Origin of the sequence: Paenibacillus sp. DS2015 (assembly GCF_050433705.1) — a bacterium.
Lineage (GTDB): Bacteria > Bacillota > Bacilli > Paenibacillales > Paenibacillaceae > Paenibacillus_AQ.
This window is the reverse complement of the sequence record NZ_JBNPWS010000002.1, coordinates 14388-30173: the sequence shown is the minus strand read 5'-3', so window position 1 is coordinate 30173 and position 15786 is coordinate 14388. Positions and strand designations below refer to the sequence as shown.

Annotated in this window: 13 protein-coding genes; 1 reads left to right on the top strand and 12 read right to left on the bottom strand. The window is 40.9% G+C overall.

What is annotated here, in order from left to right; translation table 11 throughout:
• The 6 genes from aspS to J2T13_RS01980 form a co-directional block, all read right to left on the bottom strand.
• On the bottom strand, window positions 1-1779 hold the full coding sequence (gene aspS, locus J2T13_RS02005) for an aspartate--tRNA ligase (RefSeq protein ID WP_429367853.1): 1779 nt from the start codon (window positions 1777-1779) through the stop codon (window positions 1-3).
• Between the two features lie 44 nt (window positions 1780-1823).
• On the bottom strand, window positions 1824-3068 hold the full coding sequence (hisS, locus tag J2T13_RS02000) for a histidine--tRNA ligase (protein ID WP_429367851.1): 1245 nt from the start codon (window positions 3066-3068) through the stop codon (window positions 1824-1826).
• A 571-nt stretch (window positions 3069-3639) separates the two neighbouring features.
• Window positions 3640-4083 carry a hypothetical protein gene (locus J2T13_RS01995; RefSeq protein ID WP_429367849.1) on the bottom strand — a complete coding sequence of 148 codons (444 nt, stop codon included), beginning with the start codon at window positions 4081-4083 and terminating at the stop codon, window positions 3640-3642.
• Between the two features lie 186 nt (window positions 4084-4269).
• Entirely contained in the window at window positions 4270-4494 is a 225-nt protein-coding gene (locus J2T13_RS01990; RefSeq protein WP_429367847.1) for a hypothetical protein, read from the bottom strand.
• 12 nt (window positions 4495-4506) lie between these two features.
• Window positions 4507-4956 carry a D-aminoacyl-tRNA deacylase gene (gene dtd, locus J2T13_RS01985; protein ID WP_429367845.1) on the bottom strand — a complete coding sequence of 150 codons (450 nt, stop codon included), beginning with the start codon at window positions 4954-4956 and terminating at the stop codon, window positions 4507-4509.
• A 31-nt stretch (window positions 4957-4987) separates the two neighbouring features.
• Window positions 4988-7168, bottom strand: coding sequence for a RelA/SpoT family protein (locus tag J2T13_RS01980; RefSeq protein WP_429367844.1), 2181 nt, complete (start codon window positions 7166-7168; stop codon window positions 4988-4990).
• 256 nt (window positions 7169-7424) lie between these two features.
• Between J2T13_RS01980 and uraA the strand changes: the two genes are divergently transcribed.
• A complete protein-coding gene (gene uraA, locus J2T13_RS01975; RefSeq protein WP_429367842.1) occupies window positions 7425-8735 on the top strand; it encodes a uracil permease in 1311 nt (436 codons plus the stop codon).
• Window positions 8736-9055: 320 nt separating this feature from the next.
• Here the strand turns inward: uraA and J2T13_RS01970 are convergent, their stop codons facing one another.
• From J2T13_RS01970 to J2T13_RS01945, 6 genes are all read right to left on the bottom strand, one after another.
• Window positions 9056-9574 carry an adenine phosphoribosyltransferase gene (locus tag J2T13_RS01970; protein WP_429367841.1) on the bottom strand — a complete coding sequence of 173 codons (519 nt, stop codon included), beginning with the start codon at window positions 9572-9574 and terminating at the stop codon, window positions 9056-9058.
• Window positions 9575-9613: 39 nt separating this feature from the next.
• Window positions 9614-12016, bottom strand: coding sequence for a single-stranded-DNA-specific exonuclease RecJ (gene recJ, locus J2T13_RS01965; RefSeq protein WP_429367839.1), 2403 nt, complete (start codon window positions 12014-12016; stop codon window positions 9614-9616).
• Between the two features lie 52 nt (window positions 12017-12068).
• The gene (locus J2T13_RS01960) at window positions 12069-13013 is read right to left on the bottom strand and encodes a cation diffusion facilitator family transporter (protein ID WP_429367837.1); all 945 of its coding nucleotides are present in this window, start codon (window positions 13011-13013) and stop codon (window positions 12069-12071) included.
• 170 nt (window positions 13014-13183) lie between these two features.
• Window positions 13184-14086: a protein translocase subunit SecF gene (gene secF / locus J2T13_RS01955; protein ID WP_429367835.1), complete on the bottom strand. Its 903-nt coding sequence runs from the start codon at window positions 14084-14086 to the stop codon at window positions 13184-13186.
• Window positions 14076-15326, bottom strand: a complete 1251-nt coding sequence (secD, locus tag J2T13_RS01950) for a protein translocase subunit SecD (protein WP_429367833.1) — start codon at window positions 15324-15326, stop codon at window positions 14076-14078. Before secD ends, secF begins: the two co-directional genes overlap by 11 nt.
• A gap of 130 nt (window positions 15327-15456) precedes the next feature.
• Entirely contained in the window at window positions 15457-15714 is a 258-nt protein-coding gene (locus tag J2T13_RS01945; RefSeq protein WP_429367832.1) for a post-transcriptional regulator, read from the bottom strand.
• Window positions 15715-15786: the final 72 nt, after the last annotated feature.

Sequence of the window (15786 nt, the reverse complement as noted above, 5' to 3'; positions counted from 1 at the left end):
TTATTTCTTGTCTTCACCCGGTTTTTTGGCCAACTTAATATGAAGTTGTTCTAATTGCACATTCTCAACCTCAGATGGAGCGTCCATCAACAGATCCGTAGCATTTGCCGTTTTCGGGAAGGCAATCGTTTCACGTAAGTTCGTACGGCCCGTCAATAACATAATTAGACGATCGAATCCAAAGGCAATACCGCCATGAGGTGGAGTACCATATTCAAAAGCATCTAGTAGGTACCCAAACTTGTCATATGCATCTTCTGGTGACAAGCCTAACGCAGCAAACATTTTCTCTTGAATTTCACGTTGGTAGATCCGCATCGAACCCCCACCAACTTCATAGCCATTCAGTACGATATCATAAGCTTCAGCCCGCATTTGTAATGGATCTGTATCGAATAGCGCTACATCTTCATCTTTCGGACGTGTGAAGGGGTGGTGTTCTGCTATATAGCGTTTTTGGTCTTCATCGTAGCTAAGTAATGGGAAGTCTAACACCCATACAAATTTAAATTCTTTATCGTTAATTAGTCCTAGTTGACGACCAATTTTCAGACGCAATGCACCCAATACGTCAGCCACCACTTTCTTCGTATCTGCCGAGAAGAGTAACAGGTCACCTTCCTCAGCACCTGTACGTTCCTTGACTGCTTCAATTTCTTCTTCGGTAAAGAATTTCACGATTGGACCCTTGAGTTCGCCTTCCTTCACTTGGATCCATGCTAGTCCTTTCGCTCCATAACGAGCCGCATACGGACCTAACTCATCAATTTCTTTCCGGCTCCACGTCCCACAGCCCTTGGCATTTAGACACTTCACTTCTCCGCCTTTTTCGATAACAGAAGCGAATACTTTTACCCCACTACTTCCTACAAGATCATTCATCTCAATAAGTTCCATACCGAAACGAAGATCAGGCTTATCAGATCCGTACTTATTCATAGCATCAGCATGGCTAATCCGTTGGAATGGCGTGGATAGTTCTACACCAATTGTTTCTTTGAACAGACGCACCATAAGTTGTTCCATCATGGCTAATAAAGTATCGCGATCTATAAAAGAAGTCTCAATATCGACTTGCGTGAATTCAGGTTGACGGTCAGAACGAAGATCTTCATCACGGAAACAACGTGCAATTTGATAATAACGCTCTAATCCACCTACCATTAGTAATTGCTTATAAATTTGTGGTGATTGTGGCAAAGCAAAGAATTCTCCTGCATGCACACGACTAGGTACTAAGTAATCACGAGCACCTTCTGGTGAACTCTTCGTTAATATTGGAGTTTCAACATCAATGAAGCCTTCCTCATCCAGAAAATCGCGGAATATTTTAGCTGCTTTAGAACGCAATATTAACGTTTTTTGCATTTCGGGTCTACGCAAATCTAAATAACGATATTTCAAACGTAATGACTCATCGACCTCAACACCATCTTCAATGAAGAATGGAGGAGTTTTTGCAGCATTTAGGACTTCAATTTCTGTAATGCGTACTTCAATTTGTCCTGTTGGCAAATTAGCATTAACGGTCTCTGCATCACGTTGTACAACGCTACCTGTAACCGTTAATACATATTCACTGCGAACTTTATCCGCAATTGCTAACGCATCGCCAGAGTAAGAAGGGTTAAATACAGTCTGTACAATTCCACTCCGATCACGTAGATCGATGAACAATACGCCTCCTAAATCACGACGAGTTTGCACCCAACCGTTCAGTGTAACCGTGTCACCAATATTTGCTGTCGTTAAATTTCCGCATTGATGGGTTCTTAACATTTGTTCATCAATCCCCTTTTAATATATTTAGCCATATAGACTTGTTAAATAAGATGTTGAGATAGCTCGTCCAATTTCACAGTTCGTTGCTCACCAGTTTCCATTGATTTCAGCGCAATTTCTCCACGTTCTAACTCATTGTCACCTAAAATAGCTGTGTAACGAGCATTGAGGCGATCTGCCGATTTCATCTGTGCTTTCATCTTACGCCCTAAGTAATCACGTTCTGCTGAAATCCCAAGCTGACGTAATTTGAAAACATGTTTCGTAATCTCGTTTTCGGCTGCTTCACCTAAAGCAACCAAATATACATCCAGCGGTTTCACAGCATTTAGCTCAATCTGTTGGTTCTCAAGAATGAGAAGGATACGTTCTAGACCAATACCTATACCAATACCCGGCTGGTCAGGTCCACCAATGCCACTCACAAGACCGTTATAGCGTCCTCCGCCTCCAATGGTATCAATAGCACCAATGCCCGCTGCCTTAAACTCAAAGGCCGTGTGTGTGTAATAGTCCAATCCACGAACCAGTCGTGGGTTGACGTCGTAATCGACTCCCATAGTATCCAAATGCTGTTTCACTTTATCAAAGTGGCTAGCACATTCCTCATCGAGACTATCTAGAATAGAAGGTGCATCATCAAACTTATCCTGATCTATTTTACAATCAAGTACCCGCATCGGATTGCGATCTATCCGTGATTGACAATCTTTGCACAGGCTCTCTCTCATCGGATTTAAGAATGTCAGTAATTTCTCGCGGAATGCTTCCCGGATTTCAGGATTACCAACAGAGTTCACTTCCACCTTCACCCCTTGTAGTCCCAACTCTCGGCAAAATTGATACCCAAGCGATATTACCTCTGCATCAATAGCTGGGTCTGTCGCTCCAAAAGCTTCAATACCGAACTGATGGAACTGACGGTAACGTCCTGCTTGTGGACGCTCATAGCGGAACATCGGTCCAATATAATATAACTTACTAACATCAGGTTCTCCGTAGATCTTATTCTCCACGTAGGCGCGTACCACACCTGCTGTTCCTTCCGGACGAAGCGTCATACTACGATTGCCTTTGTCATTAAAAGTGTACATTTCTTTTTCGACAATATCCGTTGTATCACCGACACCACGTACATAAAGTTCGGTCTGCTCAAACAGTGGCGTACGGATTTCCCGATAATTAAAACGTCGACATAAATCCCGCGCCTTTTCTTCGATAAACTGCCATTTTTCTACACTACCAGGCAACAAATCTTGCGTTCCTGTCGGTTTTTGAAAGGCCATTTAACTTACCCCCGTTTACAAAATCATACATTCTAAGATAACAAAAAAATCCCTCGCCCTGTTCAAAAAGACCCAGGGACGAGAGATTGTTATTAATAAAATCACCCGTGGTACCACCCACATTCCAGATAACTCCCCTAACCACATTTTGCACAACCATGCTAGGGTATCTGCTTTACACGATTAACGCCCGTTCAGCGCAGTTCAGCTACTACGAATGTCTGGATAGACATTTCGCTTGTTTCGCCGACTGTTCTCGAGGAGGTCATTCTTCCGGTCATCAAGAGAATCCTTACAGCCAAAGGGACTCTTCTCTGATCTTGTGGGGCACGGAGTACTTATTCCCGTCATTGAATCAAATATAAACTATTGTTAGATTGTAATGAACTAGCGCACTAAAGTCAAGACATGACATCATATTATGACAGAAAAAAACCTGCAATCAACATTGCAGGTCCAAAGTTATATTAAAAAAGGGGGTCATAGGTCTATTATAGACAGTCAATGTTAAGAGAACATGAAGCTAATATTACGATTATATTACAGAATAGAAAGCGTTTACTTTTAGTGCTTAATCAAGCTTTTCTACATATGCTCCATTTTGACGCAATTTTTGCACAATCTCATTATAATCAAGATCCTCGACCTTAGCGACGAGTACATACCTCAAGTCATTGTAATCATTCGTTGATACATCCCCCGCATCAAGTAACGATCCCTGCCTATCAGGGTTTTCATCTTCTGCTAAGTCCGACTTTGTATCTGTAACATCGTTTCTTTCAATTACAGGTATTACATTTCCCGATGTAACAGCTCCAGGCGTGCCAACCATACCCACGGAATCTCCGTTCATATTGCCAGTTGCAACTAAGGGGAATAGCACATTATTACTTTTACCAATGGCATTCTCTAATTTGCTCACTTCTAGCTGTTCAGTCTTGTAAGTAAACAATGTTGTTTTCGAACTCTCTGCTTGATTTTCTGTCTTAAAGTACGCCTGTATATGCTTTGCCATTTCAAGCCCTCCCAATAAAACATGTTTTTGTATTAAGTTGCTATTACCGCTACATTGCTTAAATATTGATCTGTTTGTTATTACCCGAATATACTCTTTTTATAACAAGTAATAAAAAAACAACCCGCTATTTCGCAGGTTGTCCCAATGATTAGATTATATTTCTGCAAGTTAATATTTGTATACTCAACTTCTTGGAATGCTCCCTTGTCGATTTCCCTTAGGATATTCCGCAGTCATGGAAAAGGCTAGTTCATAAGCAGATCGGTCGATTTGAAGAGCTTCATAAAGACTCCCCTTTGACATCAAGGGTAGGCATTGTGAGGAACTATGCTTTGGCGATTGACGCATTCGTAGTACTCCTTCGACAAGATCATGATGTGAAATCATTACTTTAATAATCTTGTCCACCGACAGTACGAACTATGCAGATAATCGACTATCTATAATAATCGTGACGGGTCCCCAGTTGGTTAAAGAAACATCCATCATTTCACCAAAATGTCCTGTCTCCACTTGCAGACCTTTGGATACCAATTCGCGATTAAAAGATTCATACAACACTTTAGCCATCTCTGGCTTGGCAGCACCCATGAAATTAGGCCGCTTTCCCTTCCGACAATCAGCATAAAGCGTAAACTGAGAGACAGATAGTATTGCCCCACCTGTATCAAGCACACTGAAATTCATTTTACCTTCAGTATCCTCAAAAATTCTCAGCCCAGATACTTTGTCCGCTAAATACTTAGCATCCTTCTCGGTATCTTCATGAGTAACCCCTACTAAGACCATTAAGCCTTGTCCTATGGAACCAACAAGCTCGCCATCAACAGTGACACGAGCTTCCTTACATCGTTGTATTATCACTTTCATACTTCACATTCACTCCTTGTCTATATCCACATTACTGGATAATACGGTTAACGGTGTAGACATCTTTCACACGTTTGATCCGCTCAACGACAGAATGAAGATGATCCGTATTTCGGATAAGAATAGTCATATGCATCTGAGCCATTTTGTTCTTATCTGAACGCCCTGTTACCGCAGATATGTTCGTCTTGGTCTCAGATACAGCCTGAAGTACCTCATTAAGTAAACCATTCCGATCATGACCTGTAATTTCTATATCAACGCTATAATTAGCCTCAATCTGATTCTCCCATTCTACTTCAATCACGCGTGCTGCCTCTTCCCCATCATCTGCTGTTGGAATATTCGGACAGTCACTTCTATGAACGGATACGCCACGTCCACGTGTGACATAACCGATAATCTCATCACCAGGAACTGGGTTACAACAACGAGCAAAACGAACTAAGAGATTATCGATTCCTTTAACACGAACACCATTCGTAGGACGATTCTTCTTGTCGGTTGTTGGTGCTTTGATTTCTTTAATCTCCGAAGTCAATTCAATCATATTGGCTTCTTCTTGTTCTTTACGCATTTTTTCCGTCAGACGTGTACAGATCTGCGAAGCCGTAATACCGCTAAACCCTACTGCTGACAACATATCTTCAATATCATTGAAAGCAAACTTTTTAGCGACTTCAATCATTTTGTCGTCTGACATCCATTCAGAGGATTCTAGACCTAATCGCTTCAATTCACGTTCAACGGCCTCACGACCTTTTTCGACATTCTCTTCCCGTCTTTCTTTCTTAAACCATTGTTTGATCTTACTTCTGGCATGAGAAGACTGAGCGATCTTAAGCCAATCCTGACTCGGACCATAAGAATGTTTAGATGTCATAATTTCGACGATATCCCCGGTCTTCAGCTTATGATCCAACGGTACAATCCGACCATTCACCTTTGAGCCAATCGTACGATTTCCAACCTCTGTGTGAATTCGATAAGCGAAATCAAGCGGGACAGACCCTGACGGTAATTCAATAACTTCACCTTTAGGAGTAAATACGAAGACCAGATCAGCAAAAAAGTCCATTTTGAGCGATTCTACAAATTCGGACGCATCCTTAGCCTCATGTTGAAGCTCCAGAATTTCACGAAAAAACGTCATTTTATTCTCAAAATTACCCGTTACAGCACTGCCTTCTTTATATGCCCAGTGAGCAGCAATACCAAATTCTGCTGTTTTGTGCATATCCCATGTCCGAATCTGAACCTCCGTCGGTTCACCGTTCGGTCCTACAACTGTCGTATGCAACGACTGATACATATTTGCCTTCGGCATTGCAATATAATCTTTAAACCGTCCAGGCATTGGCTTCCACAGGGTATGAATAATCCCAAGGGTCGCATAACAATCTTTAATGTTGTCCACAATAATTCGAATAGCAAGCAAATCGTAAATTTCATTAAACTGCTTATTCTTCGTTGTCATCTTGTTAAACACACTATAGATATGCTTTGGACGACCTGACAAGTCACCCTCAATACCCATCTCATCTAACTTTTCTCTAATCCGAAGGATAACGGTCTCAATAAATTCCTCACGTTCAGCCCGTTTCTTATGAATAAGATTGGCAATGCGATAATATTGCTGTGGATTCAAGTAACGAAGCGATAAATCCTCCATCTCTCCTTTAATGGCAGAGATACCCAGTCGATCAGCGACAGGACAGAAAATTTCTAACGTTTCATAAGCAATTCTACGCTGACTTTCTTCTGACTGAAATTTGAGTGTACGCATGTTATGAAGTCGATCAGCTAATTTAATAACAATGACACGAATATCTTGGGCCATTGCAATAAACATTTTACGATAGTTTTCATTCTGCTGTTCTTCTTTAGAACGAAATTGAATACGTTCAAGCTTAGTCAATCCATCCACTAACATTGCACAATTGTCACCAAATTTACTTCGGATATCCTCTAAGGAGACCGTAGTATCTTCAACGACATCGTGCAGAAGAGCAGCAATAATGGAGATTGTATCCATCTGCATGTTCACGACAATATCTGCAACCGCAAGCGGATGCAAAATATAAGGTTCTCCTGATTTACGCACTTGACCGTGATGAGCTAGTTCTGCAAATTCATATGCTTCACGAATGCGAATCAGATCATGTTCTTTTGTATAGGCTTCAGCCTTTTCGAGTAATCGCTCTATGCCCACTAGTCCTATTCGTTTCCCTTCTATATAAAATGGAACCCGCGACTCTTTCCTTCTGTGCAGGTTCCCTCCGTGTGATTTTATATAATTATGACGCTTGAGGCTGAATACGTCAACACTTCATCATTGGGCATTAAAGGGTGACGAGCCAGCATCCAAATTCTGACCAAAATCAACTTATCCAAAAATGTAGTTGAAATCTACACCAAATGTATTTAATCTATATAAGATTGAAATCAGAACCTAGGAGTGAACTTCGTTGCAACGAGAAATTCAAGTAAATGAACGACTACCTTTGGGCCCAGGCTTTTTACTCAGCTTACAACACTTATTCGCTATGTTTGGCAGTACAGTACTAGTACCTAATCTTTTTGGTGTAGATCCAGGTATGATTCTTCTGATGAATGGTATTGGGACTTTATTCTATATTGCCATTTGCAAAGGTAAAATCCCAGCTTATTTAGGGTCAAGCTTTGCTTTCATCGCTCCCGTATTATCTGTTATTACAGCTCATCCTGATAAAGGCTACTCACTGGCCCTCGGAGCCTTTATCGTTACCGGAGTTATTTTTTGTCTTGTCGCACTAGTTGTAAAACTTGCGGGCACAGCATGGATTGATGTTGTATTCCCACCAGCGATCATGGGTGCGGTTGTTGCAACCATCGGACTTGAACTTGTGCCTATAGCGGCAGGTATGGCTGGATTAATCTCTACTAATAATTCAGGCGATCCATGGGTTCCATACATGCCTACAATCATTATATCCATGACAACCCTTGGAATAACCATTATCGGTGCTCTCATGTTTCGTGGTTTCCCCAAAATCATTCATATTCTAATCGGAATTGTCTCCGGATATGCCTTAGCCTATTTCATGGGAGAGGTGGATAAAGAAGCTATTTCTGCAGCTCACTTCTTCTCCACTCCGCATCTCGTTACACCAAGCTGGAATTGGCCTGTGATCTTCACCATCATCCCAGTTGCATTGGTTGTTATCGTGGAACACATCGGTCACTTGCTTGTCACTAGTAACATTGTTGGGAAGAATCTTTCCAAAGATCCTGGGCTTCACCGATCCTTACTAGGGAACGGAATCTCTACCATTGTATCTGGCTTCGTGGGTTCAACGCCCAATACAACCTATGGCGAAAATATCGGAGTCATGGCGCTAACCAAAGTTTATTCTGTATTTGTTATTGGTGGTGCTGCTATTCTTGCCATACTGCTCTCTTTCTCAGGTACCTTCTCTTCTGTAATTATAAATATACCTGATCCAGTTATGGGGGGAGTCTCCTTATTACTATTCGGTGTCATCGCAGCCTCAGGACTTCGGATATTCGTAGAACAGAAAGTCGACTTTTCTAAAGCAACCAACATGATCATGGCAACTCTCGTCTTAGTCACCGGTTTAAGTGGTGTGACATTAACACTTTGGGGTGTAGAACTTAAGGGTATGGCGCTTGCTACAATAGTAGGTGTTGCCCTTAGCCTATTCATCAAATTAATTGAAGTGCTAGGACTATCTAGTGAACAAGAGAAACAGTCAGAAGAAACCAACAAGGTTAAGTAGCTACCAAGTTCCATTAGTGGTTTATACGTTCCCAAGAATATCCAAATGGGTAGACAATATGTAAAATATTGTTTAAACATACCCTTGTAAGGATCCAGTGTTGTAATCTTGATTCTGCGTTCGCTTAAAACAAAGAAAGCCATATCGAAGCGAAAGAGTGCACAGCAGATCATGTAACTGGTATACGATAGCCTGCTCCATACTGCTTTGTTCGTCACTTTTTCTGGGTTTAAGCCTTTAAAAAAGCGCTATCCTAATTAAAATAGGATAGCGCTTTTAATTATTTAACATATTCATATATTTCCCGGGAAACTAATCTGTTAATCTTCGTAATTGAGCAACGTAAATACTTCAGTATCCGTCAATTTACTACGTCCATTCAAAGGTGTCAACTCAATTAAGAATGCGGCTCCTACTACGTTTCCTCCAAGTTGATTAACCAAATTAACGGAAGTAGAAATCGTTCCGCCTGTAGCTAATAGATCATCAGCAATTAAGACGTTCTGTCCCTTTTCAATGGCATCAACATGCATGGCTAAGCTATCATTACCATATTCCAAATTATATCCGGCTTCAATCGTCTCATAGGGAAGTTTACCGCTCTTACGAATGGGAACAAATCCAACCCCTAAAGCATAGGCCAGAGGTGCACCCACCACAAAACCACGTGCTTCTGGACCCGCTATAACATCGATGTGAAGATGTTGTACTAGTAATTTCAAATCGTCAATCGCTTTACGATACATAGGACCATCTTTAAGTAACGTAGTAATGTCTTTAAAGCTGATTCCCGGCTGCGGGAAGTCAGGAATAACGCGAATGTAATCTTTTAAATCCAATTGAATTCTCCTCCTATTATCGTACAAAAAATGCTTTCATTAGGCCCCCTGCAAACGGGCCAACATCCAACTCGTCAATTGCGAGGTATTCGCATAAAGTAAAAACTGCTCCATTTCAGCAAGATTCTCAAGTTCCCGGAAATAACGTGATGTGCCTAAATCTTTCTTGGAGGGCTTCGTAATAAAGCTAATATATCCGTCTCTCCGCTCGATGAAAGAAAGTTCTTCAAATACGTCCATCATTTTGGAGATCATTCTTACAGAAGCAGAAGACTGTCGGCTAAGCTGTTCTAGAACTTCGTTCTCCAGTATAGGACCTTGCCCCATTCTAGACAATAGAATATAGAGCTTTTTAAACAATTCTCGATCGGGAATTTGAAGTTTATCTTGTCCATCCTTTGTTGGATGGAGCATAAAAATATTGTTTAACCGTTCAAATGCTGACAACATTTCATCTAACTGTTGTGAAGATTGAGGTGCATCTAACACGAACAGCGTCGTAATGACTTCTTTTCCTCGCGCTTCAGCCTTTGAATTTGCGGCTCGAATGCCAGTACTATCATCGTATACCCAATGTGAGAGGTCGTTCAATTGATTTTTTAAGTCCGGTTGTTTCTGTTCATCATACAAGACAGCAATTTCATCTGCATTTCCGTGAAGACGTGGACCTAACATTTGCCGAAAACGACTCATTTCAGTACTAGCTTCTGGAGCGCCTCGATAATCAAACACCTGACGTTCAGGTATCGAAAAATCATGTAACATGAGCTGAAGTTTACGATTTCCATTCCATTCATTAATCGAGAGCTCTCCGATGACATCCAGAGTAACCCCTAATGTTAGTACTTGAGCCAGTTCTCCTTGACCAAAAGCTACAGCTTCCAGTTTACTATTCCCCTGTTGCATAGTCAGTTTAAGGTGTTTGTTCTCACGTCCCATTGTACGTGTCTCTTGAAGATTTAAACCTCGTATTACAAAACGGGGTACAGGATTAGCCATACCAAATGGCTCAAGTAGCTTCATTCCCTCGATAACAGCTAAGGGTAGATCCGTTAGCTTCCATTCACCATCTGCTTTTGTCACCGGTATAAGGTCATCCGGAGTTAGAATTTCTTCTGCAAATAGATCTAAGGCAGCCTCAAAATCAGCAAGTTGATCACGATGTAAACTCATTCCTGCAGCTGCTGGATGCCCTCCATAATGATCCATTAACTGACTGCATGAGGTTAAAGCTTTATAGATATCTAAATTAGGAATGGATCGAGCCGAGCCTTTACACATACCAGTCTCTTCATCAATACCCAATATGATGACAGGTCGATAATAACGTTCTAATATTTTGGAGGCTACAATGCCTACAACACCAACATTCCATCCTACACCTGCAAGAACAATAACAGAGGGAACTCCACGCTCATGTATCTTGTCTTCCAACTGTACGAGCGCCTCTTGTACAATATTTTCTACAACTTGTTGTCTCTGTTTATTTAAATCGTCTAATTCATGAGCTAACCTAAGCGCCTCAGAAGCATCTTCTGTTGTTAAAAGAGCCACCGCTCTTCCTGCATGATCTAGTCTTCCACTTGCATTAATTCTTGGAGCCATACCAAAAGCAACATTCGTAGAAGTTACACTTTCCTTGACTATAGCACTAACCTCAAGCAAAGCCTGAATCCCAGGAAAAGATGTGCTACGCATAGAGTCAAGACCATGTCGTACAAGAATTCGATTCTCTCCTGTCAACGGCATTAGATCAGCAATTGTACCAATGGCCACAAGTTCTGTCCAATCGCTAGGTGGAGTGCCTAGTAAAGCCTGTGACAGCTTATAAGCCACCCCTACCCCAGCAAGAGCTTTAAAAGGATAGCCACACCCCGGTAGCTTAGGGTTAATTAAAGCATATGCATCTGGCAGAATAGCTGGAGGTTCATGGTGATCTGTCACAATGACATCTATTCCTAGCGAATTAGCATAGGCGATTTGATCCACAGCACTAATGCCCGTATCTACAGTAATTAGCAGTGACACGCCTTGTTGATTAGCCCAGTCCAAGGCATGGTTATGGAGTCCATATCCTTCATTTGAACGATGGGGAATATAAATATCGAAAGACGCACCCAAATGACGCATGAGAAGAATCATCAACGAGGTACTTGAGACTCCGTCAGCATCATAGTCACCATAAATTAATATATGTTCTTCACTTTCAATTGCCTTCTGTATTCTAGGTACAGCCTCTGTCATCCCTAACATAAGAAAAGGATCATGTAAATCTTCCATACTGCCTTTTAGAAATAATGTGGCCTCTTCTACAGTGTTTATACCTCTGTTCACCAGAAGAGAGGCCAATAATGGCGAAAGTGACATTGCCTCCGATAATTCGTGAATCATTTCCTTAGGTTCACTTATCTGCGGATGCCACTTATATTTCGATTGAAGCAATGATCTTCACCTATCTTTCCTTGCTGTGTACTAAATCATCCATTCTTTGTCATCATTGAATCCATGTAGGGAGGTCCCGATCTGACAAATCATGATTAGACTTATAGGGGTAACCTGGATCATAAGGAACGACTTGTATAATAGCGTCAATAACGTGAAGGAACCGGTGCATAAGTAGTTTCTTAGCACATTCCGCAATATCGTGTGCTTCAAACACGGTAATACGAGGATTCACACTTATTCTTACATGAATGATGACATAATGTCCTTGCTCCTGTGCTCTCAAATCGTCTACCGTAATAACCCCTTGTACTCGCTGAACAGTATCTATAAAATTCGTAGAATTCTCTTCAAGCTCGTGAAGAGCCATTTTACCTTGTACGGCATTCACAATGAGTATATATCCACGTCTAAGAACAATACATGACATTAGTAAAGCGGCAACAGAGTCCGTATATAACAGCCCAGGCCAACTATACATGTCACCAATCATGGATAGAAATACACCTATAAACACAATCAAAGATGCATATATTTCATACCGATGATTTGTTATATAACCTGTATGTTTACCATCATTAATTTTCTTGGATTGACGATATTGAAATTGAAAGATAGCTTCTTTAATCATGATGGAACAAAAAATTGCGATAAGTGCAAATGCACTCGGTGCTTCTATTTCACCAACAGAAAGGTCCCAAATAGCGGCAGCGGCAACTTGCAGCCCCCCCATCAACACCAATACGGAAATCAGAACAGCTACTACTGATTCTATTCTATCCGAGCGTTTCTTACCCCGTTCGAAACTTTTCCTTCTCCATGGTAGCTTATCAGCTAAGGAAGAAGCGACACCTGTTGTTGAGTACAGAGCATCTCCTAGTAATGCTTTACTTCCAGAGAAATAACCCACTGTCCCTTTTATAATCGCAAGCCCTAAATCCCCAATGATTCCTGTCCAAGTGATGCTTTCAGATTGTGATGAATGTTCAATACTCACATTAGCCCCCCTCTAGCAACTTCAATGCCGATATTCAAGTCGAAATATGGCGGAGCCGTCATATTCATTAATGTAACGGACGGTGTGTGATACTGTAAGAACAAATACAGGGTATATCATTTAGAAAGCCGCGTCGTCTATGACGCGGCTTCTCTTCAATATTCTTTTTCTTAAGCTTTTGAAGGATTACTTGTCTTTTGATTCTTTTGTTTACTCTTAAGTAACACCCAGAATGGGCTTGCAATAAAGATCGAAGAGTAGGCACCAAATATTAACCCAATAACCATCGCTAAGGAGAACATTCTAATCGATTCTCCACCAAATATGAATAGGAAAAATGCTGCAATGAAGACAGTAAGTGCTGTATACAGAGATCGAAGAATCATTTGATTCACACTCTTGTTAACGACCACTACTAAATCATCATGTGTTTTCGTTTTACTGAAACGCAGATTCTCACGAATACGGTCAAATATAACGATTGTGTCATTGATAGAGTAACCAATGATCGTTAGGACTGCCGTGATGAATATCAAATCAACTTCCAATTGGAAGATGGAGAATATCGTAATGACCAAGAAAGCATCATGGAGAAGCGCTAGTATTGCTGCCATAGCAAAACGCCATTCAAATCGAATACCAACGTATATGATGATCCCGATACAGGAGAGCAGAACAGCATAGATCGCATTACGACCAAGTTCTTTAGCCATCTCTGTATCCACTGTGTTGATCTCAAAGGAGGCAGTCTCGTCCAATTTTAGAATAGCAGCCTTCAGTGCATGGTCATGTTCCTCATCTAGCAATTCCGTAAATCGAATATTAGTCCGTTGTTCACCGGGTGTAATACTCGCATCCTCACCAATGCCAATCTCATCAAGAATAGGCAATATCTCAGCACTTGTTAGAGCTTTTGAAGTCGATATATCTACGTTTGAACCTGCTTTAAAATCAACACCGTAATTTAATCCAAAAACGCCCAGACTGATAAAACCTACAATAGTTAGGATAATAGAGAAAGAATAGAAATACTTGCTTACACCAACGAAGTCAAATTCCTTTTTAAAGCGCATGGATTTCACTCTCCTTTACCCCAAATTGCTTGGGCTTTTTAAGCAAACCTGCTTTAACCAGCAGGGTAAGCAAGAAATGGGAGAAGTAAACGTTCGTGACAATACTCAAAACGATTTCTACAATGAGCACTAACGCAAATCCTTTTACAGCACCCGTTCCATATGCGAACATGACGCCTGCAACAATAATCGTCGTAATATTGGAATCAAGAATCGTACGGAACGAAGATTTATTTCCCAATTTAACAGCAGACATAATACTTCTTCCATTACGGATTTCTTCTCTAATTCGTTCATTCGTAATAATATTGGCATCCACAGCCATACCAATCCCTAGAATAAATGCAGCTATACCAGGAAGTGTTAAGGTGAAATCCGCCGCAACAAATACAAGAATTAATAGCCATGTATGCAAGATCAGAGCAAAACTAGCTAATATACCTGGTAAACGATACATACCAATCATGAATATTAGAATAAGAACGGATGCCATCAGACCCGCTTGGATCGTTTTATCTAGTGATTGTTTCCCTAGCGTAGCACCTACACTTTGAGAATATTTCTCTGTTAATTTCAAGGGTAATGCACCTAGGTTAATCGTATCACGAATGGTATTAGCTTCTAGTGCAGTGTAATTACCTGTAATGGATGCATTCCCATCTGTTAATTCTGAGTTTACGGTAGGCGCCGAAAGCTGAGTTTCATCTAAATAAATGCCTAGTTCTCTACCTATTAGGCGCTTAGTTACCTCAGCAAATTTAGCCTTGTCCTTAACTGTGATACTAATCTCAGGCTGATTCAGGGTATTATAACGTACTTCTGCCCCATTTTCTTTGAAGTCACTACCTAACAATTCAATTTTACAGAAATCAGTTGCATCTTTACATCCATCTGCACTGCGGAATGTTAGATTAGCAGGTTCTTTCATTTTCTTTCTTACTTCTGCTTCATCTGTAACTCCAGCAATCTTAAGACGAATCCGGTTAGTACCTTCAGTCGTAACTTCCGGTTCACTTGTACCTAACACATTAGCTCGCTTCTCTAAGCTCTTAGCTGTCTGGTTCAGTGATTCCGTTGTGATTTTTTGTCCTGCTGCAATGGGCTCAGCCTCATAGAGTATTTCAAATCCTCCCTTAAGGTCTAGACCCAATCGAACCTTGTCCAATAATCCTGGGCTTGATACAGCCATTACACCGGCTAACACGAGTATGGTGACGATAAAAGTAATAATTCTTTTCATGCCGTTCTTAGTTCCCCTTTCGTTCTCAATATTCCTATTATAGCCATGCGTTAAAATGCAGTCAATTTATCAATATTTGTATACTTGGTGAATACCTATAATTATTGATAAAATAAAAAGGACCTCTTTCTTAATCGAAAGTAGCTCCTCGATAAGCGGACATCGTCATAAAATTCATAAAACTAGTTACCTTCAGAGATAGAATGTCATTAACCAGTTTAAAGAGAGGAGGGATTCCTTCCTTTGCATATTTCGAACTAACACAATTCCAGATATCTTTACCTGTCACGTGCTCATACCCGATGAGTCTGAATTCTTCTGCCTTACTCTCACACATCATCTGAATGTCTTCATCAAGCTCCATACTGTTCACTTCTACGACGCCCATGTGTATTACCTCCTCCCCATGATGTCCGATCGTTTCTTTCAACATCTAATTCGCTCTTCCATCCAATATTCC

Bases quoted from the DNA above. Each gene is read 5' to 3' on its own strand.
- hisS (WP_429367851.1), bottom strand. From the start codon at position 3,068: ATGGCCTTTCAAAAACCGACAGGAACGCAAGATTTGTTGCCTGGTAGT.
- dtd (WP_429367845.1), bottom strand. From the start codon at position 4,956: ATGAAAGTGATAATACAACGATGTAAGGAAGCTCGTGTCACTGTTGAT.
- secF (WP_429367835.1), bottom strand. From the start codon at position 14,086: ATGCGCTTTAAAAAGGAATTTGACTTCGTTGGTGTAAGCAAGTATTTC.
- secD (WP_429367833.1), bottom strand. From the start codon at position 15,326: ATGAAAAGAATTATTACTTTTATCGTCACCATACTCGTGTTAGCCGGT.
- J2T13_RS01945 (WP_429367832.1), bottom strand. From the start codon at position 15,714: ATGGGCGTCGTAGAAGTGAACAGTATGGAGCTTGATGAAGACATTCAG.
- aspS (WP_429367853.1), bottom strand. From the start codon at position 1,779: ATGTTAAGAACCCATCAATGCGGAAATTTAACGACAGCAAATATTGGT.
- J2T13_RS01995 (WP_429367849.1), bottom strand. From the start codon at position 4,083: ATGGCAAAGCATATACAGGCGTACTTTAAGACAGAAAATCAAGCAGAG.